This window comes from Gordonibacter sp. 28C, from assembly GCF_003339845.1.
GTDB lineage: Bacteria > Actinomycetota > Coriobacteriia > Coriobacteriales > Eggerthellaceae > Gordonibacter.
This window is the reverse complement of the sequence record NZ_PPTR01000001.1, coordinates 513,317-539,216: the sequence shown is the minus strand read 5'-3', so window position 1 is coordinate 539,216 and position 25,900 is coordinate 513,317. Positions and strand designations below refer to the sequence as shown.

The following is a 25,900-nucleotide window of genomic DNA, read 5'->3' as shown; positions in this document are numbered from 1 at the left end:
TAGCGCTTATAGCTTTCCCGCTATTTCGATTCAGATCTCTTATCGGGAGAGTCAAGGAACGAAGGGGCTCCCATGGACGACAACGCACCTTACCTGATAGCAATCGCAGACGAAGGATCCATCAGCAAGGCGGCGCAGCGCATGCACCTATCGCAGCCGGCCCTCTCGCAGCGGCTCAAGCAGCTGGAGGGCCAGCTGGGCGTCACGCTCTTCGATCGCTCGCATACGCCGCTGGCTCCCACGCACGCCTGTCAGATATACCTGGAGTGGGCACGAAAGGCAGTCGAAGCAGAGCACGAAATGAGGCGCGAGGTTTCCGCCGTGGCGAGCAACGCAGTCCGCCGCCTGCAGATCGGCACCTCGATTCCCCGGGCGAACAGCATGCTGCCCGACATCGTCGCGCGGTTCTACCGGGAAAGGAAAGGGTGCGTCGTTTCCCTCCACGACGCAGGCGTTCCCGAAACCCACAACCATCTGCTGGCAGCCTCGGAAATAGACTGCGCGATCCTCACGCCCGTCAGGCCCGAGCCGTCGCTTTGCCGAGGAGAGGCGCTCTGCGATGAGCTCATGTTGCTCGCTGCGCCCTCAACATGGAACCTGCCTGCGAAGAAGGCCCGCGACGGAGGCCTCCCCGTCGTCGAACCCTCGGCCATAGCGAACCTGCCCTTCATCATGCCCCCTCGCCAGCTGAAGCATGCTTGGGCCATCCGCACCATGATGGACACGGCGGGCGCGAGGCTCGACGTGCTTATGCACAGCTGCAGCAACGAGATGACCTGGGAGATGATCCGCCGAGGTCTGGGCGTCTCCATTGCTCCCAACACCTTCACGCTCTCGCAGCCCAAGGACCAGCTGGCCTACTACCGCATCGACGGGTTCGCCAGCCTCGGGCATCTTTACTACAACCGCAGGATCGACCGAAGCCCTTCGGAAGACGAGAAGGCGTTCGTGTCCATGGTAAAGGAATGGATAAGCGAGCATCCCCTCCTCGCGTCGGCGAACGCAGAGCAGAGCATGCCCCTTTGATAGCGACGCCCCGCTTCACCGCAGGCTTGCATCAGAGCGCCGCCCTCCCTCTACCTCCCGGCTATCCTCGCGATGGCGCGGGCGACCTCCTCGGGGCGGACGGGCTTCTGCACGTGCCCGCTCATGCCGGCTGCGGCGAGGGCCGCATCGTCCTTCTCGAAGGTGTTGGCCGAGGCGGCGAGAATGGGCACCGTGGACGCGTCCGAGCGCGGGAGCGCGCGGAGGGCCCGCGCAGCGTCCAGGCCGTTCATCACGGGCATCTGCACGTCCATCAGCACGAGGTCGATGGACCCGGGTTCGCTCGCCGCGAACGCGTCGACGCCCTCGCGGCCGTTCCAAGCTCGCTCCACATCGGCGCCGGCCCACTCCAGCGCGTCGGTCACGATCTCCATGTTCACGACGTTGTCCTCCACCACGAGGATGCGCAGACCCTTCAGCAGCGCGGTCTCGTCCTGGTCGCCGTCCTCGTCGTCGGGCACGGGGGGCAGCGGGATGCGCGCCGTGAAGACGGAGCCGCGCCCCAGCTCGCTTTCAACCTCCACCGACCCGCCCATGAGCTCGCAGAGCCGCTTCACGATGGAAAGTCCCAGACCAGTGCCTCCGTGGCGGCCGGCCACCTGGGCCGTCTCCTGCTCGAAGGCCTCGAATACGCGCTCAAGGTTCTCGGGCGCGATGCCGCAGCCGGTGTCGGCCACGACGAACGCGACCTCCTCCAGGCCGTCCGCCTCGTCCAAGGGGCGCGCCGTCACTTCGAGGGTCACGCTGCCGCCCTCGTCGGTGAACTTCACCGCGTTCGACAGCAGGTTGTTCACCACCTGGCCGATGCGCAGGGCGTCGCCCGCATAGCGCTTCCGCACGCGCTCGTCCACGCGAACGGACAGCTCCACGTCCTTCTGCTGGGCGAGCGACCCGAACAGCGCCTCGGCGCGCTCGGCGAGTTCCTGCAGGTCGAAGGGGGCGCTCGTTATCTCGATACGGCCGCTCTCGATGCGCGACATGTCCAGCACGTCGTTGAGCAGCGCAAGCAGGTGGTCGGAGGCGACGAGGGTCTTCTCCAGGCATTCCTGCATGCGCTTGGGGTCGTCGGTGGAGCGCAGCGCCATGGTGGTCATGCCGATGATGCCGTTCATGGGCGTGCGAATCTCGTGGCTCATGCGGCTCAGAAACTCGCTTTTCGTTCGGCTGGCCTGCTGCTCGCGCACGTAGGCATCCCTCGTGCGCCGGTTGCGCAGAAACAGCGCGCCCGCCACCAGGCCGAGGGCCGTGAGCGCGGCCATCACGGTGATGGCGTTCCTGCTGAGCGTAGCGGCGAACTCGCTCATGGAGGCGTTCACCACGTCGTAGGGGATGATGGTGATCAGGCTGTAGTCGGTGTCGGGCACCGCCGTGTGGAAGCCCAGGTAGCGCTGCCCCGCCAAGCGGAACGCGACGTAGCCGTCCTCCTGCGCCGCCACGGACTGGCGCATCTGGTCGAGCGGCTCGCCGCCCTCGAACTCCGCGGCGCGCTCGAGCATGGAGAACAGGTTCGAGCCGTTGGGAACGTCCGGGCTCACCGGCGACGAGACGATGTAGGCGCCCTCGGGGTCCACGATGCTCGTGAACGTCTGGGCGCTCTCGCGCGAAAGCGAGAGCTGCTCGCTCAACGTGTCGAGCGGAAGGCCCGCCAGGCTGGCGACGAACGTGACCCCCTCGCGCTCGAACGGCTCGATCGGCACGGAGATGAGCAGCAGGTTCGTATCGCCCACCGTCTCGCTCACCGACATAAGGGGCTCGGAGGACGACACGATGGCCGGCAGGTTGGATATCTTGGAGATGCCCGGCTGCACGCCCTCGCCGGTGTAGAGCATCCCCCGGTCATCGACGTAGGCGAGGTAGGCCGAGCCGGTGTCCTGCCTCATGTCGCCCAAGAGCGCCTGCAGGGCGGCCGTGCTCTCCGGGTCGGCCTCCCTCACGGCGCGGTTGACCACGTCCAGCTGGGCTATCTGGCCTTGCAGGCTCGTCTGGAAGTGGTCCGCCGTCTGGTCGGCGATCTCCTGCAGGTAGAAGTCGCTCAGGTCCTCCACCGCCGTCCGCGACGCGCTCGCCGTCGAGAGGATCATCCAGGCGCCGCCAATGGCGAGCAGCACCGCGAGCACGAGCGTCACGAGCGCCGCGCCCGTCCAGCGCCGCGCTTTCGCCTTAAGGGACTCGACGCTCACGAGGGGGCTCCTTCCATGACGATGCGGCCCTCCACGGAGGGGGAGACGTTGACGTCCCTATGGCGCTCGAAGTAGGCGGTCAGGGCGTCGGCGTAGGTCATGCCCGTCTCGTCGACCAGCCTCACGTCCTCGGCCAGCGGCGCGGTGTCCGGGCTGTACAGGTTCAACATGGCGTAGCCGTCGCCCGCGCCGTCGGCGTATCCGGCCGATCCGCACAGGTAGGCGTTCACGGCGACGGTGTAGCGGCCGTCCTCCTCCACGGGAGAGCCGTCGGCAAGGCGGACGGAGACGACCTCGGCGCGGGCGGGCGCGTCGTCCTTCTCGGCGGAAGCGTCAACGCGCACCTCCATCTGCAGGCCGCTCACCTGCAGGAACCTTCCCGTGGGGAAGCCTTTGTAGTACAGGGCCGACACGCTGTTGCTCAACGTGTCGAGCAGCGTGCGTCCCGACATCTCAACCACCACGATCTCGTTGGCGATAGGCACGGTGCGCGCGACGTCGTCGGAGTACACGTCGCCCTGATACAGGCTTTCTCGGATGCCGCCGCTGTTCACAAGGGCGATGGGCGCGCCGCTGGCCTCGGCCACGGCGTCGGCCACGAGGTTGCCGAGCGCCGTCTCCCGGCGGCGCACGTCGAAGTCGCTCACGAGCACGTCCCCGGCAACCGATCCCACGAGCACGTGCGACTCCGCCGCGCTCTGGGGGCCCTCCTCGCAGAAGCGGTTGAGCTCGACCAGGGCCTCCTCCACCGTGGCGGAGCCCTTCATGACGTCGAGCACCTGCGCGCCCATCTGAGCTGCCATGTCGGCATCGAAGCGGTCGAAGTACAGGTACCCGTCGCCAAGCGCCTCTTCGACGCCCGTGCCATCGAGATCGACTCCGCTGTCGAAGTTGTTGAGGTAGGATCCGACCGTGCTCGTGTCGCGCATGAGCGCGCGCTGGCCTTCAGGGGTCGACAGCAGGTCGAGCACGCGCAGGCAGGCATCGAGCCGCGCCTCGTTGCCCGGCTCCTCGAGCTCTTTGTTGAGGGCCATATAGGACAAAGGATAGGTGGCTGCCCAGCCGCGCTCGTCCGGCTCATCGCCCGGATACGGCAGAAGATCAAAGTCGTAGCCCTCAGACGCTTCCTCTATCTCGCCCAAAAGCTCGAGCGTGCCGAAGGCCGCCGCGAGCTCGCCTGCGGCCATCCGTGCCACCAGGTCGTCTTGGCGCACAACGTTGCGCGACCCGTCGATGCGCGACACGTCCAGCAGCCCTTCGTCCGCCAGCGCGGAGAAAACCCCGAGCGCCGGCAGCCATTCGTCGCCGAAACCGGCCCCTCCCTCTTGGAACGAGAGGAACCACGACTCGCCCTCCACGGTGCCGAGGAAGCCGGGCACAGTCGCACCGGCCAGCAGGTGTCCGAGGTTGGACGCGTCGGACTGGTCGATGCCGATAACCGCACCGCCCTCCGCCGCGCCCAAGCCCAGCTCTTGCGCCGCGCGCAGACCGTCCAACAGCTCTTGGATGGTCTGGGGCCGTCCGGCGCCCGCCTGCTCGAGCAGCGTCTCGTTCACCACGATGCCGCGGTAGTTGCTTGGCAGGGGAAGGAACAGCGCGCGCCCGTCCGACTTGATCGACGACATGATGGACGCCTGGTAGCGCGTGGAGAAGTCGTAGGCGCTCAGGTCGGCCGCATACTCGGCCACGATGCCCGAGGGCTGGTTCGCGAACAGGATGTCCTTGCCCTGGCCGTTGAGCAGCTGCCGCTCGGTGGTGCTGGTGTACTCGGTGCGCGTGGAGGCCTGGAAATCGATTTCTATGTCGTCGTACGTCGACTCGACGAGCTCCTTCACATTGTCTAGGCCGCCCGCGTACAGAAGCGACACGACGGTTTTGCCGTCGCCCTCGGGCGAGGCGTCGTCGGGCGTGGGAGTGCAGCCGGTCATCATGGCGGCAAGCGCCAGGGCAACGGCCGCGATGGCCGCGGCGAACCGGCGTCGGAGGCGAGGGCACGTTGCCTTCATCGATACGATCCTTCCGCATGTGCATACTGGAAACTCGGTTCATTGTACCGCACGAAAAACGATCAGCCGTTGCAAAAGCCGGGGTCAAAGGCAAGGCAACGAGCCTTTTGCCCCTTCGAGCGGGCGTGCAGGCGCGGCTTGCCCCTGTCATCCTGAGCGGAGCGCGCAGCGCGGAGTCGAAGGATCTTCGGCCGCGCGGCTACCCTTGCCGAAGATCCTTCGACTCCGGCCTTCGGCCTCCGCTCAGGATGACAGGGGCATCGGCCTCCGTTCAGAACGACAAGAGGGGGCGGCCGATCGGCCGCCCCCTCTTTCCGAGTTAGGTTGCGATGCAGGCCCGCGGGCTTACATCATGCCGCCGCCCATGCCGCCGGCAGCAGCCGCGGCGAGGGCCGCCGGATCGGGGTCCTTCGGGATGTCGTTGATGGTGGCCTCGGTGATGAGGATGAGGGCCGCCACGGAGGCAGCGGACTGCAGAGCCGTGCGGGTGACCTTGACGGGGTCGTTCACGCCCATCTCGATCATGTTGCCGTACTCGCCGTTGGCGCAGTTCAGGCCTTCGCCCTTGCCCATGCCCTTCACGTGCTCGACCACGACGCTGCCCTCGAAGCCGGCGTTCTGGGCGATGGCGCGCATCGGAGCCTCCAGGGCCTTGCGGATGATGCCGATGCCCACTTCCTCGTCCTTGTCGGTCGTCTCGATCTTGTCGAGCGCGGGCAGCACGTCCACGAGCGCCACGCCGCCGCCGGCGACGATGCCCTCTTCCACGGCCGCGCGGGTCGCCTGCAGGGCGTCCTCGATGCGGGACTTCTTCTCCTTGAGCTCGGACTCGGTGGCAGCGCCCACCTTGAGCACGGCCACGCCGCCGGAGAGCTTCGCCAGGCGCTCCTGCAGCTTCTCGCGGTCGAAGTCGGAGTCGACGCGCTCGAGCTCGGACTTGATCTGGTGGATGCGGTCCTCGATGGCCTTCTTGTCGCCGGCGCCGTCCACGATGAGGGCGGTGTCCTTCGTCACCTTCACCGTCTTGGCGTGGCCCAGCATCTCGACCTTGGCATCGGCCAGCGTCATGCCGAAGTCCTTGTCGATGACCTGCGCGCCCGTGACGGCCGCGATGTCCTCCAGGATGCGCTTGCGGCGGTCGCCGAAGCCGGGGGCCTTGATGGCGACGCAGTTGAACGTGCCGCGCAGCTTGTTCAGCAGGATGGTGGCCAGCGCCTCGCCCTCGACGTCCTCGGCCACGATGAACAGCGGGCGGCCGGAACGCATGATCTCCTCGAGCAGCGGCACCATGTCCTGGATGCTGCTGATCTTCTGGTCGGTGAGCAGGATGTAGGGGTCGTTCAGCACGGCCTCCATCTTCTCCATGTCCGTGGCCATGTAGGGCGAGATGTAGCCGCGGTCGTACTGCATGCCCTCGACGATGTCCAGCTCGAGGTCGAACGAGGCGGCGTTCTCCTCCACGGAGATGGCGCCGTCCTTGCCCACGGCCTCCATGGCCTCGGCGATCTTCTCGCCGATCTCGGCGTCGCCGGCGGAGATGGTGCCGACGTTGGCGATCTGCTCCTGCGTTGAAACGGGCGTGGCGTCGGCCTTGATGGCCTCGACCACGGTGTCGGTGGCCTTCTGGATGCCGCGGCGGATGCCGAGCGCGTCGGCGCCGGCGGTCACGTTGCGCAGGCCCTCGGACACGATGACGTCGGCCAGCAGCGTGGCGGTGGTGGTGCCGTCGCCGGCCACGTCGTTCGTCTTCACGGCAACCTCGCGCACCAGCTGGGCGCCCATGTTCTCGACCGGATCCTCCAGCTCGACTTCCTTGGCCACGGTCACGCCGTCGTTCGTGATGGTGGGAGCGCCGTAGGACTTCTCGAGCGCCACGTAGCGGCCCTTGGGGCCGAGCGTCACCTTGACGGCGTTCGACAGCTTGTTGACGCCGGCGGCAAGCGCGCTGCGCGCGTCGGCCTCGAACTTGATCTCTTTAGCCATAGCGAATCTATCCTTTCAACTGCGTCTTGGTACCTTCGTTGGGTTTTCCGGCTTCGCCGGAACGGGCGATCTGGAGATCGCCCCTTCGGTTCGACCCGCGAGATCGCAGGCCCACCCGAGCAAATGCTTACGCGAACACCGCGTACAGATCGTCGGCGCGCAGGATCATGACGTCCTCGCCGTCCACCGTGACCTCGGTTCCGCCGTACTTGCCGTAGAGGACCTTGTCGCCTTCCTTGACCGGCATGGGAAGGAACTTGCCGTCCTTGTCCATCTTGCCCTCGCCCACGGCCAACACGGTGCCCGTCTGGGGCTTTTCCTTCGCTTCGGTGGCGAGATACAGACCGGATGCCGTCGTCTCCTCAGCCTCATCCTGCTTGATGATGACGCGATCACCCAATGGTTTCAAGTTCATAACGTTGCCTTCCTTTCGTCCGTCTCATGTCCGAAACTGGTTGAACACGTTTATTTAACCACTCAATCGTGGTGACTGCTAGCACTCATAGGGTAACGAGTGCTAAACACTGCGTTATCATAGCAGCCCTGTCACCGAATGCAAGCGAAATTGAGAAAATCTAAGCGCATCTGACTGAGATTTTGCGCAATCGCCAAAGGATCGTCACAATTCGTTCGAGCGGCCGTTCCCCTTTTTGTGCTTATGCACAAAAATTTGATCAGCGAGTCATCCTACCGCGCGCCCGGCTTCACCAGACCGCCCTCGTAGGCGAGCACCACGAGCTGGGCGCGATCGTGCGCGTCCAGCTTCGCCATGATGCGCGCGAGGTGGGTTTTCACCGTGGCCGGGGAAATGAACAGTTCGCCGCCTATCTCGTCGTTCGTCATGCCGCGCGCCACCAGCACGAGGATCTCGCGCTCGCGCTCGGTGAGGGCGGAAAAGGCCCCGCGCCCGCCGAAGCCCGTCGCGGCCGTCGCGGGGCGCGTGCGCACGAACGTCTCCACGAGCCGCCTCATCACCGAGGGTTGGATGAGCGCGTCGCCGGCGGCCACCACCCGCACGGCGGAGGCGATGTCGTCGGGCTCGGCGTCCTTGAGCAGGAAGCCGCCCGCCCCGGCCGCGAGAGCGTCGTAGACGTACTCGTCGATGTCGAACGTGGTGAGGATGAGCACGCGCACGTCGGCGAGCGCCGGATCGCCCGTGATGGCGCGGGTAGCCTCGATGCCGTTCATCCGGGGCATGCGGATGTCCATGAGCACCACGTCGGGCACAAGGCGGCGGGCGAGCTCCACGGCCTCTTCGCCGTCGCGCGCCTCGCCGACGATGGAGAACCCGTCGTAGGAGGACAGGATGAGCCTGAAACCGCTGCGCACGAGATCCTGGTCGTCGGCCACCAGCAGGCGCAGGGGCCGCTCGTTCGCAAGCTTGGCGGCGCGCTCGCCGCCCGCCGCTTCCCTCGCCTCGCGCATATGCCGCTCGATCATGAGGCCTCCTTATCCACGGTCAAGGGGATGCGCGCCTCCACGCGGAACCCGCCGTTCATGCGCGGCCCGGCGGAGAACGTGCCGCCCAGCAGGCCCACGCGCTCGGCCATGCCCGCGATGCCGTGCCTTCCCCCGTCGCCCTCCGACGCCGCCCCGCAGCCGTCGTCTTCCACCGTCAAGCACGCGCCCGTCGGCCCCGTGGAAAGGCGGACGACGGCCGTGCGGGCCTGCGCGTGGCGCACGATGTTCGTCACCGCCTCGCGCGCGATGCCGTACAGGGCCACGTCCACGAACGCGGGCACGTCGGCCCGGTCGTAGGCCGCCGTGTCCAGCGACACGCCCACCCCGGCGCGCTCAAGGTAGGCCACGAGGTCGTCCAAACGCTCGGTGCCGGCCGTGGGCTCCGTCTCGGCCGCGTCGTCGCCGTGGCGCAGCACGCCTATCATGCCGCGTATCTCCTCGAGCGCGTCCTTCGCCGTCGTGCGCGCTGCGGCTATGGCCTGCTTCGCCGCCTCGGGGTCGCGGTCGACCAGGCGCTCGGCTGCAGCCGCCTGGATGCTCACGGCGGAAAGCGAGTGCGCCGTGATGTCGTGCACCTCGCGGGCGATGCGCACGCGCTCCTCCTCCACGCGCCGCGCCGCCTCCTCCTCGCGCGAGCGCTCGGCCTCCAGCGCGCGCCGCTCGGTTTCCGCCACGTAGGCCCGGTGGGTGCGATAGGCGTAACCCGCGAAGGCCGCAGCTACCAAAAGAGCAATGTTCTGGAAGCGCGTGAAGAAGGCCAGGCTCGCCGTGCGCGAGGGAGCGTCGGCGAACAGCACGCCCGCCACGGCCAACACGGCGGCGGCCACCGCCTCGGCGCGGCCGCGCTCGCTGGCGATGGTGTAGAGCGCGACCACGGGCCCCACCACGGTGAGCGAGAAGCCGCTGAACGCGCTTTGCAGCCCCAGAAACGTCACGAACACGAACAGGAACACGGGCCAGGGGAACCGCCGTCGCACTACGAGCGGCAGCGTGGTCAACGCCAGCGCCGCGAACACCGACGCGGTGGGCACCACGTTCACCACGCCCAGGTACTGGCGCAGCGCCATGTCCGGGATGACGATGGACGAGGCCGTGAGCATGAGCTGGCCGCAGCCGAACAGGAACGCCGCCAAGGCCACGGCGACGTCGATCGCCCAGTCCTTGGGTGCCATCGGGCGGTTGTTCACGAGAAAGTTTTCCATGCCTGCCATGGTACGCGACGCGCCGGGTGCGCGCCATACATCAACCGTGGTAATTGGGAAACGGGTTGCCGCGAGCCTTTTTCGACTCGATCGCCCGCTCTCCCCTTCGCCATGTCGAACCATCGTCGACGCAAGCCAGCTCGGGCCCGCACGATGCCAGACCGCTGCCGAACGCCACGCGACACCATGCGGCTTCATCTCGGTGGCAAGAAGAGGAATTTTGGCAGAAAAACCGAGTTCAGGGAATCAACGGCGAAGCAAAGACGCTCCGCTGTGGCGATCGAAAACCGCGACCTGGGGGTTTACCTTCGAGAATCCGGCGAAGTCGGTCATCGTGGGTCCAGTCATTCCCTGAACTCGGTTTTTCTGCCAAGATGCGGCATGTTGACGTCGAACCAAGACCGAGGGTGCTGGCGCGACCCGATACGTCCAGCACATGCATGCCCGCACGCAGGAGAGCGCCTGAGGCACGGTCACGCGCATGCTCCAACAGCCGTGCAGCGTCGAGGCGGCCATCCGCGCCCACAGCCCGAAGGCAGACCCGAGCCCAGACCCCATGCGAAAAAGCGGTCTTTTCAAGGATGCCGACCGGCCCACGCAACGGGGATCGGCCCAGATCGCGTTGACGACGGCCTAGCATAGGTAGACCTCTCGACCGGCATCGAAGCGCGCCGTCCACCAAGGACGCAGTCAAACCAACGATCAACGCAAGATTGTCCAGCCGCCCGCTCTTACGAAGGCCCCGTGTTTCGGGCCGCCTGCGCCGCATCGTCCTCCACGAGGTCGATGAGCTGCTGGCGGGTGTGGATCTCCAGCTTGGAGTAGATATTGCGCACGTGGCTGCGCACGGTGTTCTCGCTCACGTACAGCACGCCGGCTATGTGCGCGTTCGTTCGGCCGCGCGCCAGATAGCGCATGATCTCCGCCTCGCGCTCGGTCAGGCCGCCCTCGGCGGCCACGGCGGCGCACCGGGCGTCGAACGCCGCGTCCCCCTCTGCCCGTGCGGCGGCCGCAGCCGTCGCGGCGGCCGGCACGCCGGCGTCGGCACCCTCGGCCGACACGCCGTCCGAACCGTCGCCCGCGTAACCGCCCGCGTAACCGTTCTCCCTTCCGTCCGCTCCGCCACCTTTTCCGCCGCTCGAACCGTTGCCCGCCCCGACCGCACCCGGCCCGCCCCGGCGCCGACGGCGCCGGTCGCGCGACACCAGCACGGCCGCCAACGACAGCGCGTAGATAACGGCCATGATGACCACCAGGTAGCGCATGATGTGCTCGCTCTCGCCGAACAGGCCGCCCGGCAGCGAGCCGATGGCGTAGCCGCCCAGCAGCGCCGCGGCCAGGCATATGCGCGCGAGGCATGCGGCCGCGCCCATGAGCACGTAGGGCGAGAGGTTTCGCACGTGCGCGGTCTCGGCCACCACGTAGGTGATGAGCAGGGCGATGAAGTAGTAACCGCCCAAAAGCACGGTGCTGAAAAAGAGGTTGAACTGCTCGCCCAGAAACGGCAGGAACACCAGAAGCGAGGCGATGACGGGCATGAGCACGCGAAACGCCGTGGACACGCGGGGGATGCGCTGAACCACGAACACCACGATGCAGAACGCCAGAATGCCCACGAGCATGCCGGCCGCCGACACGGTGCCCGACCCCGCGAATTCGATCGATCCGGCCAGCATGAAGCTGTTGAGCAGACCGATGACGGCCTCCATGACGCAGAACGCCACCAGCGAGTCGCCCAGCTCCAGGAACGCGTCGCGATACGTTCCGCGCGAGACGGGCTTCGTTTTCCGCGAAGGGCCTCCTACGGCCGAAGTCGCGATCGGAGCAGATCCATCAGCCGCCGCGGCCTCCGCGGACGCGGCTTCCTCGAACGCCGGAGCCTTCGCGGACGCACGCGCCTTTGCATGCGCGGGCGCGCCCCCTTCCGCCGCCGACGCCGCCCTGCGCGCGGGCGCAAGGCCGTCCCCCCGCGAACCCGCCGCATGCGTGCCGCCCGCGCGCAGGGCGCCCCGCACGTAGCGGGCGCACAGCGCCATGACGGCCAGCATCGCGCAGCTCGCAACCATGCGCGCGCCGCCGCCCAAGCCCGAGAGCACCCACGACGTCACCATGTTCACCAGCATGCTGAGCGCGATCTGCGTGACGATGGCGCGCGGCTCCTGGCAGGCCAGCACCTCCACCCACACGAGCGACAGCATGACCGACGCCACCCCGAACAGCACGCCCGGCACGATGAGCGCCATATCGGACGGCATCCACGAGAACGCGCCGAACAGCGCGCACAGGTTAGCCGCCAGCAGCAGCACCGTGGGCGCCACGTAGGGCATGGACAGCGGGCCCAGCCGCCCGCGCAGCACCAGCGCGATGACGGCGACGGAGCACACGACGACGGAGCACGCCACCACCACGTTGAAGAACAGGTCGGGCACGAACAGAAAAGGCGCCTCCACCGAGGCGAACGCCGAGAGGTAGGAGTTGGCGTTCACGCCGCGGAACAACCCGTAGCCCGCCACGACGGCGAGCGAGAACAGCCGCGGGTCGACGGTGCGCGAGGACGCCGCCGGCGCTGCGCGTCCCGGCCCCTCAGCGTTCGACGCGCGCCCAGCGGCGCGCTTTCCCCTCCCCGCTTTCATCATGCGCCCATAATACCGGAAACGCCCGCGCGAGGACGGGGCGAAAACGCAGGATATAGGCGGGAAGGTCAATATAGTCCGAAACGGACGGTGACGGACGAGGCGCGCGGCCATAAAGTGAGGGCATCGTCGCGAGGGCGGCGAAAAGGGGTCCCGCACCGCGCGCGGCACACGGCCGGCGCGAGGCGGGCGAGGCAGAGGGAAACAGGGAGGACAACTATGGAAACCAGCATGAATCGCCGTAATTTCCTGAAGGCGGCCGTGGCGTCGGGCGCCGTGCTCGTGGCCGGCGGAGCATTGGCCGGCTGCGCGCCCACCGGGGGCGGCAGCGCGGGCAGCTCGAGCGAGGGCGACTCCGTGGTGGGAACGTCGCCGGTGAGCTTCACCGAGGAAACCGACGTGCTCATCCTGGGCACGGGCATCGCCGGCATGTCGGCGGCCATGGACCCGGTGGAAGCCGGCCACAAGGTCATGCTCGCCGACAAGCTCGACCGCGTGGGCGGCGAGAGCTTCATCGCCTGCGGCGTCATGAACGTCTCGGGCTCCAAGATGCAGAAGGACGCCGGCATACCGGGCGACCCCGAGGAGAAGTGGCAGGCCTACCTGCCGGTGCTCGAGAAAAAGGGCGAAACCGACGACATGGACTACAAGCACAACGTGTACGTGTACCAAACGGAGTGGGCCGACCGCGTGGCGGCCGACTACGGCGGGGTGTTCCAGCCCCTCGAGGCCTACAAGGACACGGGCGCGCCCACGTCCATGCTGCTGCCCGAGCACGGCATCGGCGACATGACCACCGTGCTCACGCCGCTGCAAAAGGGCCTGGAGGCGAAGGGCGCCACGTACAAGCTGAACCTGCGCGCCACGAACTTCATCGTCGACAAAGACGGCACCCCCGTGGGCGTGCGCTTCCACGACGAGAAGAACGACCGGAACGTGGACGTGAAGGCCAGCAAGATCATCGTGGCCACGGGCGGCTTCTCCTGCAACCAGGAGATGGTGTCCACCTTCGTGCCCAGCCAGGCGCGCCTGGGGCCGCTCACCGTGTACTCCATGGGCGAGGGCCATCAGATGTGCAAGGCGCTGGGCGGCTCGTACATGCACATGGACATGGAAGCCAACCTCATGAGCGACTTGGCGCAGGTCACCGTGTGGGGCTACTTCGGTCCGAACGTGCAGGTCACGCCCCAGGGCAAGCGCTTCATCAAGGAAGACCAGAGCCACGACTCCCCCGACGCGTGCCACAAGGGCGGTTTCGGGTACTGGTGGACCATCTTCGACAACCAGCTCATCACGGGCAGCCAGGCGTGGAACGTCGAGCTGAACATGAAGAACAACGCCGACCGCCTCGTGGGCCCGTGCGACACGCTTGACGACCTGGCCGCCGCCATGGACGTGCCGGCCGACGCGCTCAAGGCCACGTTCGAGAGCTACGACGCGCAGGTGGCCGCCGGCGAGGACAAGGAGTTCGGCAAGAAGCTGTTCCTGCAGTCGCTGGCCGCGCCGTACTACGCCATGAAGCACTTCCCCTACCGCTACAAGACGCACGGCGGCATGAAGATCACCACCGACAGCCAGCTCACGGACAAGGACGGCACCCCCATCCCCAACGTGTACTGCTGCGGCTCCACCGTGGCCGACAGCGGCAGCGACCTCAGCCCCAACGCCGCCAGCGGCCTCATCTCCGGCAAAGCCGTGGTGGAGGCGCTGAAGGCGTAACGCGAGAGCCCCTCCTTCCCCCCTCCTCAACGGGGCCCTGGCGTTTCTGCCGGGGCCCCGTCCATCTTCCAGCCGACCGAGCGGGACTTCCCTAGATCGCCTTCGTCAACGGCAAGGTCGCGACTGCGGCGGAGAGGCCCGATGCGAGTTCCGCACGAGCCGAACAGCCCAACGGGCTGTTCGCGCGAGCTCAGGACTGTCCGAGCAGCGGGCCTCTCCGCCGCAGTCGCGACCGCCCCGCAGGTCGAAAGCTATTTCTCCGCATCCCGCTCGTCGAGCGCCTTCGCCACGGCGCGCCCCACGATGAGGCCGAACGCCCCGTTCGTGGCCAGCCCCTCCACGCTGCCCGCCGCCACCGACCCGCAGCAGTACACGTTGGCGATGGCCGACCCCGTGGCGTTGAGCAGTCGTCCGTCGGCGTCGGTCCGCACGCCTCCGCGCGTCTTGTAGCGCACGGGGAACTGCTTGAGCGCGTAGAACGGCGGCTCGATCTTCTGGAGGAACGCCGTGCGGCCGAAATCGGCGTCCTTGCCGGCGTCCACGAGAGCACCGTAGCCGTCGAACGTGGCCTTGAGCGCGTCGGCAGGCAGGCCCATTCCGCCGACCAGGGCCTCCACGTCGTCGAACGGCCCCACCATGCGCTTGGCGTTCTTCGTGGTGACCTGCGCGATGCTGCGCGCCTGGGCCCCGCTGGACAGCCCCTTGCCGAACACCGTCCACCAGTATCCCCGATCGTCGGCCACGCAGGCGTCGGCCGCCGCGTTCAGATCGTCCTCGCGCGCGAAGCGACGGCCGAGCGCGTCCACGATGAGCACGGGGCCGAACAACCCCCATGCCGCGGCCTGAGGAAGGTCGCTCGTGAGGGGCGCCGCCTTGTTCATGTCGGCCAGCTGGCCTCCCAGATACGCGCACAGCAGCTGGCCCTCGCCCATGGAAGCCGTGGTGTAGCAGCCGATGCGCTCCTGCGACGGCACGTTGGCGTGCACGAGCGGCTGGCTGCTGGCGAACCCGCCGGTGGCCACCACCACGACGCGGGCGCGCACGTCGGTGACGGCGTTCGTCTTCACGTCGCGGAAGCGCACGCCGCACACCGCGCCGGACTCGTCGACCACGAAGGCCGAGGCGCGCAGCCCCGTGGAGAACGCGGCGCCTTTCGCGGAGAGCCCGTCGCGCAGCGGCGTCATGACGCTCTCCATGTCGCCCAAGCCGCGCTTCGGCAGCAGCACGCCCTCCGAGGAGCCCGCCTTCACGTAGTCGGACGGGTTCTCGAACTGCGCGCCGTACTCGTCCACCAGGCGGTCCACCCACTCCGGCGTGGTCACGAACAGCCGCTTGGCGAAGTCGAGATCGGTGACGCCGGCGTCGGCGTACTCCTGCTTGCGCTCGTCCCACGCCTGCTCGGCCGTGGTGGCGATGCCCGCCTGCTTCTGCAGCGCGCTGCCCGAAACGTGCATGACGCCGGTGGCGGAATAGCTCTCACCGCCCAGCAGCTCCAGCTTCTCCGCGATCATGACCGAACGATGAGCTTCCAGCGGGGCCATGGCCGCGGAGAGCCCCGCTATGCCGCTGCCCACCACGAGCACGTCCACCTCGGACGCGAAGCCGACGTCGGGGTCGTCGGCCACATGCGGCCCGGCGTCCGTCGCGGCGGCGGGAGCCAACGGCGACGACATGCCGCCGCTCGACGAGCAAGCCGCGATGGTGCCGCCGGCCGCGATGACGGCGCCCGCGCCTATCAGCTTGAAGAATGCCCGGCGTTCCATGAGACGGCCGCTCCTTTGCGCACTCGCATGGCGTTTACGTGATGCGCCGAGTATAGTGACCGCAAGGCCCCGCGCCGCAGGGCGCGCGGTCGCGTCACGCAATCTTCGCATAGTTGGATGAGCGGTCGGCTTTTGCCGTGGCCTTCGTCGGTTGACCGCAGGGGCAAGCCGCTACGCGTAGAACGCGGCGTCGGGGAACGGGGGCTCCATCGCACGCTTGAAGGCGGTGGCCTGCACGGTGGACAGCACGCGCTCGACCGTGGCGGCGTCGAAGCCCTCGGATACGAGCTCTCGAGCGTCCAGGCCGCGCTCGATATGGGCGCGCAGCAGCGCGTCCAACGTGGGGTAGTCGATACCCATGCTCTTCTCGTCCTCCTGGTCGGGCGAGAGCTCGGCGCTGGGAGGTTTCGTGAACACGCGCTCGGGCACGGGCGGCACGGCACCGGCCGATACGGCCTGCTCGTTGCGCCAGCGCGCCACGTCGTACACGTCGGTCTTGTACAACCCGCCGATGGGGGCGAAGGCGCCGGCCGTGTCGCCGTAGAGCGTGGAGTACCCCATCATGGCCTCGCTCTTGTTGCCGGTGTTCACCAGCATCCAACCGTGCTCGTTCGACAGCGCCATGAGGCACACCATGCGGCAGCGCGCCTGCGTGTTCTCGGCCGCCAGCCCCGCGAGCTCGCCGCCGCACGCACGCGCGAGCACGCGCTCGAACGCCTCGTACGGCTCGCAGATGGACACGACGCTCGTCTCGACGCCCAGGTTGCCCGCCAGCTCGCGCGCGTCGTCGAAGGAGTGGTCGCTGGAATAGGGGCCGGGAAGCAGCACGCCGTGCACATGGTCGGCGCCGAACGCGTCCACGCTCATCACGGCCACGATGCTGGAGTCCATGCCGCCCGAAAGGCCGATGACCACGTCGGAGAACCCGGCGTTTCCCGCATAGTCCCGCAGCGCCTCAACGCAGAGGCGGTATCGCTCGTTTGTTTGCATCTGCCAGCCCTTTCGCTCGCGCCAACCGTTGCGCCCAGTATGAACGCCCATTGTTTCGCCGCGATTAACGCCCCTATCGAAGCGAGGCCGGTTGCCTGCCCCTGCGGGCAACCGGCAGATTCGCGGCCAACCGTGGTCGGTGCGGCTTCTACAAAGCCCGAATCCGGTCGGCCAGCCACTCGGCCCACGCCTCCACGCCGTCGCCCTTCGTGGCGGCGATGGGGAAGATGGGCGCTTGGGGGTTCAGCTGGTGAACGGCCGACTCGAACGCCTCGCGGTCGAAGTTGAACACGGGCATGGTGTCCACCTTGTTCAGCACCACGGCCTCGGCCACTTGGAACACGCCAGGGTACTTGAGCGGCTTGTCGTCGCCCTCGGGCACAGACAGTATCATGACCTTGGCGTTCTCGCCCAAATCGAAGTCGGTGGGGCACACGAGGTTGCCCACGTTCTCCACGATGATGAGGTCGAGACGCTCCAAATCCAGCACGTCCACGGCGCGCTTGAGCATGGCGCTTTCCAGATGGCATGCGCCGCCGGTGTTGATCTGCACGGCGGGAATGCCCTGGGCCTTTATCTTCTCGGCGTCCACGTTGCTGGCGATGTCGCCCTCGATGACGGCGATGTTGAACTCGTCGCGCAGCGCGTCGATGGTGGCCAGGATGGTGGACGTCTTGCCCGACCCGGGGCTGGCCAGAAGGTCGAGCACGAACACGCGGTTCTCCGCGAACCGCGCGCGCAGCTCCGATGCCAGCTGGTCGTTCTTGTCGAGGATGGGTTGCTTCATGTCTATCTGCATAATGCTGGTCCTTCCTGCTCGCACGTCTTTCCGTAGGGGCGATCTTCTGATCGCCCGTTCCGCCGCAGGCGGAAAACGCAGCTCCCGGTTGATTTTCGCGCTTCGCGCGAGCGGGCGATCAGGAGATCGCCCCTACGGTCGGCCAGCGGCGTCTGTCCGACCAGCGGCGCTAGCCCCGGCCGGTAGCGTCTACTCATCCGGCTGCGCTTCTTGCTCTTCCTCGTCGTCGGGAATATCCACCTCGATCGAGTCGATCTGCATCTCGCGGCCGGCTATGAGCTCGGTGGCGAAGCTCTCGCATTCGGGGCAGAGCATGTGGAAGCGATCGTGCTCGTACTCCGCACCGCATTCCAGGCAGCGGCTCCGCGGGCGCACCATGGTGATGTCCAGCTCGGCGCCTGCGCACAGCGCGTACTCCCCTTGCTCCGTCAGCGCCTCGAAGGCGAAGCGCAGCGCGTCCTCGATGGCCTCGGTCATCTCGCCCACCGACAGGCTCACCTTGAGCACCTTGTCGGCGCCGGCCTGCTTGGCGGACGTTTCAACGGCGTCCAAAACGCCTGTCATGATGCCCAATTCATGCATGATGCTCCTTCAACGAAAAAGGGCCCGCCGATTCGGCGGACCCCGGTGATCGGCTCGGCTACTCTTTAGCCTTTTTCGCCTTCTTTATCGCGCGTTCCTTCTCGTACTCTTTTTCCTCGGCCTCTTCGCGTTCGAGGTCCGCGTTCTGCTTCTTGATGCGCTTGCCCAGCACGATGCGCGAGATGAGAAGGCTGCCCTCGTACAGCACCACCAAAGCGGCAAACATGAGCAGCATGGTGACGGGCGAGGCGTCGGGCGTCACCATGGCCGAGATGACCATGAGCGCGACGTAAACCGTGCGCCACGCTCCTCGCAGCTTCTTGTAGGGAATAATGTCGAAGATAACCAGGTAGAACACGATCAGGGGGAGTTCGAAGGCGAAACCGAAGCCTATCTCGAACTTGATGATCATGTCGATATAGGACGATGCCCTCGGCACCACTTCGCCCAAACCTGCCGCCTGCTCCGTCAGCCACTGGAACGCCGGGCTGAGGATGACCAGATAGCAAAATACCGTGCCGAAAACAAACAGGGCAACGGCGGAGCAGAACGTGGGAACGAACCACTTGCGCTCTTTGGGCTTGAGCGCCGGCAAGAAGAATGCGAGGATCTGCCACAGGATGATTGGAGAGCAGGCGACAACAGAGGTCCAAATGGATATCTTGAAGCGCGTGGCAAACGCCTCGAATGGATCGAGTACGATCGTACCTGCCAACAAGCCATCAACGCCTTCCGGCAGATATGGAGCGATGGGCTGGAGCAGAAACTGGCTGATCGTGGGCGTGGCCATGTAGAACACCACCACGGCGATGGCAAGGCACACCACGATGCGAACGAGGCGCATGCGCAGCTCGCCCAGGTGATCGAACAGGGGCATACGTGCCGGTCCGATAGGCATGAGCTATTCCCCCTTCTCGTTCGTCGTCGTGGGCGCGATCTTGGCCGCCTCTTCGGCGGCCTTCTTCTTGGCGGCGCGCGTCGCGGCGGCCTTCTTCGCCGCGGCCGAACGGGCGGCGGCCTTTTCGGCATCCGTCTTGGCGGCGGGTTTCGCAGCAGAGGCTTTGGCGGCAGCCGGCTTCGCGGCCGCGGTTTTTGAAGCGGCGGGTTTCGCAGCCGCAGTCTTGGTCGCCACCGGTTTCGCGGTCGCGGCCTCATCCGCGGAGGCGTTCGCCGTTGCGGGATCGGTCCCTGCCTTGGAAGCCGTCGCGGCGGCCGTCGTCTTGGCCGCAGCGGCCTTCTTGGCCACGGGCTTCGTGCCGTACAGCTCGTCGGCCGAGGGCTTCGCCTTCGCCGGAGCCTGATCGGCCGGCTTCGTCGCATCGTCCTTCGCGGTCGCGGCTGCCGGCTTCGCCGCGGTCGCCGCCGCGGCACCGGCGACGGCCGTGGTCGCGGCAGCGGCGCCCAGTTTGGCCTCTTCGGCCTTCTTGGCGGCGCGCTCCTTGTCGTAGCGGGCTTTGCGCTCCGAGAAGCTCTCCTGCTTCCCGTCGTCCTTCACGGCGTTCTTCGCCGTGTCGCCCACCTTTGACAGGGCGTCCAGCGGGTTCTTGAACGGCTCGTCGGAGTTCGGGTCGTAGACTTCCGTCTTGATGACCTTGTTCATCTCCTCTTGAGCGCTCCTGAATTTCGCGATGGCCTTGCCCAGCGTCTTCGCCATGGCCGGCAGCTTGTCGGGTCCGAAGATGAGGAACCCGAACAGCAGGATGAGGAAAAACTCAAATGGACCTATACCAAACAAAGCAAACCCCTTTGCGCGGTGTCTCTCAACGTGTCAGCCGCGCCCCGCGCGGCAACGATTCATAGTAGCACAAACGCGTTCGGGCAAGGCAGCCGCGAGCGCTCTACAGAAAAAACAAGGGATTGAACGGCGCTCCGAGCAGGCGCGCACGCCCTTCGTAGGAAGGGCTCTCCAGAGCGCCCGTTCCGGCGAAGCCGGAAAAGCAGCCGATACTCGCGTTCTCGCGCTCCGCGCGAGCGGGCGCTCTGGAGAGCGCCCCTACGAACAAACCGGCGAGATTTTCTCAAGCCGGCGCAATGGACGGAGCATCCGCGCCCTACGATCCGCCGCCCATCACCATGAGGGCCATCGTGGGAATGCCCAGAGCCAGCACGAGTATGACGCAGATGACCACCGTGAATATCCGCTTCGTCCTCGCGGCGCGCTCGCGCTGCTCTTTCGCGCGGGCCTCGCGTTCCTGGGCCGCTTTTATGCGCTCGCTCTTCTGCTTTGCCACCGACTTTTGCTGCTTAGCCATTGCCCTACATCCTCAGTTTTCCTCGGATTTCGATGACGCGGGCGATGTTCTTCGCCACTTCCACGTCCACGTGCCATCTGCTCTTCTCGTACAGCGTCACGCCGTCCACCATGGTCATGAGCACGTCGGCCCCGCTGCACGTGTTCACCACGGCCGACACGGGGTCGGTCGTGGGCGTCTGGTGCGAGCCGGACAGGTCCACGGCCACGATGTCGGCGCGCTTGCCGATGTCGAGCGAGCCTATCTTGTCGTCCAGCTTGAGCGCGCGGGCGCCGCCGATGGTGGCCATCTCCAGCATGGTGGCCGAATCCAGGAACTGGCCCACGTTCACGGCGCGTTGCACCAACATGCCGATGCGCATCTCGGCGAGCAGGTCGGTGGAGTCGGTGGCGGCCGGAGAGTCGGTGCCGATGCCGGTGCGCAGGCCGGCGCGCAAGAACTCCGTGAGCGGCGCCACGCCCATGCCCAGCTGGGCGTTGCAGCGCGGGCACACGGCCACGGCCACGTCGTATTCCTTGAGCTTCTTCACGTCCTCGTCGTCCACGTGCACGCAGTGGATGGCCAGCACGTTGTCCGACTCGAACGCCCCCCAGTTCAGGGCGTAGCGCACGGGCGTCGTGCCTGTGGGCAGCCACGGCGGGATCTCCACGTAGCCGCGCTTCTGGTCCATGGTGTGAACCGAGAACGGCGACGAGCCGTACTTGATGAAATTGTACTCCTCGCGGTTGCCGGCCATGTGCATGGCCACCGGCGCGTTCTCGCGGCGGGCGAACTCGGACACCTTGCCGAACACGGAGGGGTGGCACGCGTACATGGCGGCCGGCGCCATGCCGATGGTGATGCGGGACGAGTCGACCTCCTCGCGCCAATGCATGATGTCGTTCTCGGCCACGCGCATGGCGTAGTCGACGCGCCGCTTGTCCATGGCGCCCACCTCGCGGTAGATGACCGAGCGCATGCCCAGCTTCTGCGTGGCCGTGCAGGCCGCGCCCGTGGTGGTGATGTCGGCTACGCAGGTGATGCCGCTCGAAAGCGCCTCGAGGCCGCCCAGGATGGCGGAGTCGTACCAATCGCCCACGTCCATCCTCGCGCTCTTCTCCAACATGGACGTGATCCACGTGGTGTAGGGCACGTCGTGCACGATGCCGCGCATGACGGAGTTCTCCAAGTGGGTGTGAAGGTCGACCAAGCCGGGCATGAGCGCGGCCAGGCCGTAGTCGACGATCTCCTCGTCGGGGTAGCGAAGCTTCAGCATATCGACGGTGCCGATATCGCGGATGCGGCCGTCGCGCACGAGCACGGCGCCGCCCTGGAACGGTTCGGAGGTGATGGGAAGAATGTATTGTGCGCACAACAGCATGATGGCCCGCCTATCTCCCGATTAATCGTGTGCTGCGTATCATAGCATTCCCGGCCCCCTCTCCGGCGAAAGCACACAGGGCAATCGGCGTGAGGGAAGGACGGGCGTGCGAGTTCACCGCCGGTTTAGGAGGGCGCGGCGCACGGGGAGGCAAAGGGGGCGCGACGGGCGCGGCAGCGGGTTGGATGGCCGCGCCCATGCGGGAGGCGAAGGGAGGCTCGGCGGGCTCGGCGGCCGTGCCTACGCCGGACACCCGTCGCCGAAGAGCAGCTCGCGCTCCGCCCCCGTGAGAGCGGCCCGCGCTTGGTCGCGCAGGTTGTTCATGCCGCTGAGGAACTGGCGGTACATGACGACGGTGAGGTAGCGGCCCTTCGGCGTGAGCGTGAGCTCTTCCTCGTTGTCAGTTGCGAACGCCCTGTTCAGGCGCATGAAGGCCATCTCCAAGGGAAGACCGGTCTCCACGCTGCAGCCGAAATCGCGCTCGAAGGCCCGCTTGTCCAGGCGCAGCTTGTACAGGTCGAGCAGGAAGCGGTAGCGCATGAGGTCGCGCTCGCTCATCACCGTCTTGCCCATGATGGACATGCGCCCGCTCTCGATGGCGGCGTTGTAATCCTTGATGCTGAAGTTGTTCACGTACAAGCAGCCGTTCAGGTGCGTGATGGAGCCGCTGCCGATGGCCGGGTACTCGTCGTAGTTCACCTGGTACTCTTCGATCTGCGGCTTTGAGTTCTCGAAGCCGCAAAGCGAGGCGCCCTCCTGCTGGCCTTCGCGCGTGAACGTCCACAGCGTGGTGCGCTCGAACAGCGGATCGTCGCCGCCGGCCAGCACCCCGTCGAGGATCTGGTAGTAGCGGTACTCGCGGTCGTAGTCCACCTTGCCCAGCGTGGCGGCCATCTTGCGCGTCGTGGCGGACGACACGTACAGCGGCGAGAACGTGGTCTGGCGGCAACCGCACAGCGCGATCTTCTCCAAGTCGGCCATGAGCACGTCCTCGGTCTGCGAGGGGAAGTTGAAGATCATGTCCACGTTCAGCGAGTCGAAGTACGGCTCGGCCTCGGCGATGCGCTCGAGGATCTCCTCGCCGCTGCCGTACTTCTCGTAGCGGTCCATCTGTTTGAGCAGGTCGTTGTCGAAGCTCTGCACGCCCACGCTCAGGCGCTGCACGCGGCCGTGCAGCTTGTCGAGCCACGGTTGCGTCAGGTGGTTCGGGTTGGTCTCGGACGCCACTTCCCGAATGTCGAAGTTGTCGCGGGCCATGTCGAGCGTCTCGCACAACTCGTCGATCATGACGGTGGGCGTGCCGCCGCCCACGTAGATGCTCTCGAAGTCGTAGCCCAGGTCTTTCAGCATCATCATCTCTTTGCGCATGTTCGCGAAATAGGGCTTGGCGACGTCCTCGCGGAACGGGTAGCGGTTGAAGCTGCAGTACGGGCACAGGCGCTCGCAAAAAGGTACGTGCAGGTAGAGCATGTATTTCTGCCCAGGTTCCGCCGGGGGCATCATCGTCTCGTCGGTGGGCTTCAGGGTCAGCTCCCGTTTGGTCATGGAGTGGATCAGGCGCGAAAGCATGCGCTCGGAAAGCATGGAGGTCTCCTCTACGTGTATGAAGAAATGTGTCGACACCATGGTAAGGCTTCTTCGGCGGTTTGCCACGATCTTCTGCCCCGCGTTGACGAAAATCCACCTGGAGCAGAGCGCCCGCCAAGAACGAGACGGCGCGCACGGGCGGCCTTCCCGCAGTTCACCGTGGCCATTGCTCCAAAGCCGTGCAAGACAAGGATTCGCATGCGCCCGTTGACAATAGAGGAAAAAAGAGAAAGAATAGGAAAAAAAGGAAAGGGCCCTGTATGAAAGACACGGTATTCTCTCCGGCATTCGGCAACCGCCCGAGCTGCCTCGTTGGCAGAAGCGACGTTGTTTCCGCCATGCTCGCCGGGCTCGAAGAGCCACCCGGCAGCCGGAGCAGGGCAACGCTTCTGTTAGGGCAAAGAGGATCGGGGAAGACGGTCCTTCTTTGGGAGCTCGCGGATCGCGCTCGAGCCAAAGGGTTCGTGGTGGCAAGCCCCACCATCGCAATCGAAGACATGCTCGACCGAATCGTCGAGAAAATACAGGACGACGGCGAGCGTTACATCAAGGAGAAGACAGCGCACCTCACGGGTGGGAACATTGGGGCTTTAGGTTTTTCGGCGGGGCTCCAATTCAGCAGAAGCACCCAGGAATCGAAGAGCTTCCACTACAAGCTTTCCCACCTCTGCGACGCACTGGCGCAGCAGGGAAAAGGCGTTCTCGTGCTTATTGACGAAATACAGGGAAACGATCCTCGGGTTCGCCAGCTCGTTGCAGCTTATCAGGAGCTTGTCGGCAAGCAGGCGGATATCGCGCTTGTCATGGCCGGATTGCCAGGAGCGGTTTCGGCTACGCTGAACGACCGCGTTCTCACGTTTCTGAACCGTGCGAGCAAAATGTCGTTGGAGCCCTTGGCACCGGCTGAAACCGACGCGTTCTTCATGAAAGCGTTCGAGCGGCTTGGCCTGCACGTTTCTTCCGACCTTAGACGCAAAGCGGTGAAAGCGACCTGCGGATCGCCGTATCTTCTTCAGCTCGTGGGGCACAATATGGTGCTGTATTCGGCAGAGGACGGCACCGTGGACGAAGACGCGCTTGAAAGCGCGCTTGAAAGCGCGCGAAACAGCTTCGAAAACGATGTATGCGGGACCACGCTTGCCGCCCTGTCGGACAAGGATGTCTGCTTTCTCAGCGCCATGTCCGAAGACCCGTACGAAAGCCGCATCGCAGACGTGGCCAAGCGCATGGGCGTCACGCACGACTATGCGCAGAAGTACCGCAAGCGACTCATCGATAGCGGCATCATCGAACCGGCCAGGCGGGGGATTGTGCGTTTCGCCGTCCCTTATCTGGCTGATCACTTGCGAAAGACCAGCGAAATCATATCCGACTTCTAGGGGCGAATACCCCCCCCCCGCAGGCATGCGCGCGAAAGCCACGCTCGTTCGACTTAAAAAGCGTTCGCGCACGTATTTCCGGCTCCTTCGTGCTTCTTGGCCGAAAACGCGAGCCGAGGATTGCGGCGTGACGTATACTGGGCTTTTATTCGCACGGCAACCTTCAGTTTTGGAGCAGCATCTGTGAGCATCGACACCGCCACCGGCAAGGAAGCACCCGCGGAGATATCCTCCGAGCGGGTAAAAGACATATTCTCGTCCATTGCGAAGAAGTACGAGCGGTTCAACGCCGTGTCGAGCTTCGGCGCGTACAAGGTGTGGCTGGCCGGCATGATGAAGCAGGCTCCCATCGGGTCCGGCGACGACGTGCTGGACATCGCGGGCGGAACGGGCGACGTGACGTTCTCCGTGGCCCGGGCGAAGCACCCGGCCCATATCCAGTGCACCGACCTGGTGCCCGAGATGCTCGACGTGGCGCGCATGCACCGCGACGAGGGGGCGGCCGAGGGGGTGCCCGTCGACTTCGAGGTGGTGGACGCCCAGGACATCCCCTACGCCGATGCGAGCTACGACGCCGTCACCATGGCCTACGGCATACGCAACATGCCCGACCGGCCCCGGGCGCTCGCCGAGATGTTCCGCGTGCTGAAGCCGGGCGGCTCGCTGGTGTGCCTGGAGTTCTCCACCCCGCCGAACCGCGTGTGGCGCGCGCTGTACACGTTCTACCTGAAGCACCTCATACCGTTCTGGGGCGGCCTCATCACGGGCGATCGCGACGGGTTCGTGTACCTGGCGCGCTCCATACGCGCATTTCCCGACCAGCAGGGACTGGCCTCGCTGATGGAGGACGCGGGATTTTGCGACGTGACGTGGAAGAACTACACCGGCGGCATCGCGGCCGTGCATGTGGCGAAGAAACCTGCGTAGACGCCTACGAGAAAATCAAACAATCGGTACGAT

Annotated in this window: 20 protein-coding genes; 4 read left to right on the top strand and 16 right to left on the bottom strand. The window is 66.1% G+C overall.

From position 1 onward, the window contains the following. Positions 1–72 precede the first annotated feature (72 nt). On the top strand, positions 73–1,026 hold the full coding sequence (locus C1878_RS02180) for a LysR family transcriptional regulator (protein WP_114600050.1): 954 nt from the start codon (positions 73–75) through the stop codon (positions 1,024–1,026). Between the two features lie 50 nt (positions 1,027–1,076). Here the strand turns inward: C1878_RS02180 and C1878_RS02175 are convergent, their stop codons facing one another. The 7 genes from C1878_RS02175 to C1878_RS02145 form a co-directional block, all read right to left on the bottom strand. Next, complete coding sequence (locus C1878_RS02175) at positions 1,077–3,224, bottom strand: hybrid sensor histidine kinase/response regulator (RefSeq protein WP_114600049.1); 2,148 nt, start codon at positions 3,222–3,224, stop codon at positions 1,077–1,079. Then, positions 3,221–5,230, bottom strand: coding sequence for an extracellular solute-binding protein (locus C1878_RS02170; RefSeq protein ID WP_114600048.1), 2,010 nt, complete (start codon positions 5,228–5,230; stop codon positions 3,221–3,223). The genes C1878_RS02175 and C1878_RS02170 overlap by 4 nt, the downstream gene beginning before the upstream one ends. A gap of 345 nt (positions 5,231–5,575) precedes the next feature. Beyond that, on the bottom strand, positions 5,576–7,213 hold the full coding sequence (groL, locus tag C1878_RS02165; RefSeq protein WP_114600047.1) for a chaperonin GroEL: 1,638 nt from the start codon (positions 7,211–7,213) through the stop codon (positions 5,576–5,578). A gap of 127 nt (positions 7,214–7,340) precedes the next feature. Beyond that, positions 7,341–7,628: a co-chaperone GroES gene (gene groES / locus C1878_RS02160; protein WP_114600046.1), complete on the bottom strand. Its 288-nt coding sequence runs from the start codon at positions 7,626–7,628 to the stop codon at positions 7,341–7,343. A gap of 272 nt (positions 7,629–7,900) precedes the next feature. Then, the gene (locus tag C1878_RS02155; protein ID WP_114600124.1) at positions 7,901–8,638 is read right to left on the bottom strand and encodes a response regulator transcription factor; all 738 of its coding nucleotides are present in this window, start codon (positions 8,636–8,638) and stop codon (positions 7,901–7,903) included. Between the two features lie 11 nt (positions 8,639–8,649). Further along, on the bottom strand, positions 8,650–9,861 hold the full coding sequence (locus C1878_RS02150; protein ID WP_241963575.1) for a sensor histidine kinase: 1,212 nt from the start codon (positions 9,859–9,861) through the stop codon (positions 8,650–8,652). Between the two features lie 746 nt (positions 9,862–10,607). Further along, the gene (locus C1878_RS02145) at positions 10,608–12,512 is read right to left on the bottom strand and encodes a helix-turn-helix transcriptional regulator (RefSeq protein ID WP_241963574.1); all 1,905 of its coding nucleotides are present in this window, start codon (positions 12,510–12,512) and stop codon (positions 10,608–10,610) included. A gap of 228 nt (positions 12,513–12,740) precedes the next feature. On the opposite strand from C1878_RS02145, the gene C1878_RS02140 reads away from it, so the two are divergent. Further along, a complete protein-coding gene (locus C1878_RS02140; protein ID WP_241963573.1) occupies positions 12,741–14,228 on the top strand; it encodes an FAD-dependent oxidoreductase in 1,488 nt (495 codons plus the stop codon). 251 nt (positions 14,229–14,479) lie between these two features. Here C1878_RS02140 and C1878_RS02135 read toward each other — a convergent pair whose 3' ends face one another. The 9 genes from C1878_RS02135 to C1878_RS02095 all read right to left on the bottom strand — a co-directional run bounded on the left by C1878_RS02135 (position 14,480) and on the right by C1878_RS02095 (position 23,558). Continuing rightward, positions 14,480–15,991, bottom strand: a complete 1,512-nt coding sequence (locus tag C1878_RS02135; RefSeq protein ID WP_114600043.1) for an FAD-dependent oxidoreductase — start codon at positions 15,989–15,991, stop codon at positions 14,480–14,482. Positions 15,992–16,162: 171 nt separating this feature from the next. Next, positions 16,163–16,981 (bottom strand): NAD(+) synthase, encoded by an 819-nt coding sequence (gene nadE / locus C1878_RS02130; protein ID WP_114600042.1) that lies wholly within the window; start codon positions 16,979–16,981, stop codon positions 16,163–16,165. A 148-nt stretch (positions 16,982–17,129) separates the two neighbouring features. Then, positions 17,130–17,780, bottom strand: coding sequence for a hydrogenase nickel incorporation protein HypB (gene hypB / locus C1878_RS02125; protein ID WP_114600041.1), 651 nt, complete (start codon positions 17,778–17,780; stop codon positions 17,130–17,132). 189 nt (positions 17,781–17,969) lie between these two features. Further along, entirely contained in the window at positions 17,970–18,362 is a 393-nt protein-coding gene (locus C1878_RS02120) for a hydrogenase maturation nickel metallochaperone HypA (protein ID WP_114600040.1), read from the bottom strand. 58 nt (positions 18,363–18,420) lie between these two features. Then, complete coding sequence (gene tatC / locus C1878_RS02115; RefSeq protein ID WP_114600039.1) at positions 18,421–19,260, bottom strand: twin-arginine translocase subunit TatC; 840 nt, start codon at positions 19,258–19,260, stop codon at positions 18,421–18,423. A 3-nt stretch (positions 19,261–19,263) separates the two neighbouring features. After that, positions 19,264–20,097 (bottom strand): twin-arginine translocase TatA/TatE family subunit, encoded by an 834-nt coding sequence (locus C1878_RS02110; protein ID WP_114600038.1) that lies wholly within the window; start codon positions 20,095–20,097, stop codon positions 19,264–19,266. A gap of 316 nt (positions 20,098–20,413) precedes the next feature. Further along, positions 20,414–20,614 carry a CASC3 protein CASC3 gene (locus C1878_RS02105; RefSeq protein ID WP_114600037.1) on the bottom strand — a complete coding sequence of 67 codons (201 nt, stop codon included), beginning with the start codon at positions 20,612–20,614 and terminating at the stop codon, positions 20,414–20,416. 4 nt (positions 20,615–20,618) lie between these two features. Then, positions 20,619–21,974, bottom strand: a complete 1,356-nt coding sequence (locus C1878_RS02100; RefSeq protein WP_114600036.1) for an amidohydrolase family protein — start codon at positions 21,972–21,974, stop codon at positions 20,619–20,621. 240 nt (positions 21,975–22,214) lie between these two features. Then, entirely contained in the window at positions 22,215–23,558 is a 1,344-nt protein-coding gene (locus C1878_RS02095) for a coproporphyrinogen III oxidase family protein (RefSeq protein ID WP_114600035.1), read from the bottom strand. Positions 23,559–23,821: 263 nt separating this feature from the next. Between C1878_RS02095 and C1878_RS02090 the strand changes: the two genes are divergently transcribed. Together C1878_RS02090 and C1878_RS02085 are read left to right on the top strand one after the other, a co-directional pair. Beyond that, positions 23,822–24,940, top strand: a complete 1,119-nt coding sequence (locus C1878_RS02090) for a BREX system ATP-binding domain-containing protein (RefSeq protein WP_114600034.1) — start codon at positions 23,822–23,824, stop codon at positions 24,938–24,940. Positions 24,941–25,123: 183 nt separating this feature from the next. After that, entirely contained in the window at positions 25,124–25,867 is a 744-nt protein-coding gene (locus tag C1878_RS02085; protein WP_114600033.1) for a class I SAM-dependent methyltransferase, read from the top strand. Positions 25,868–25,900: the final 33 nt, after the last annotated feature.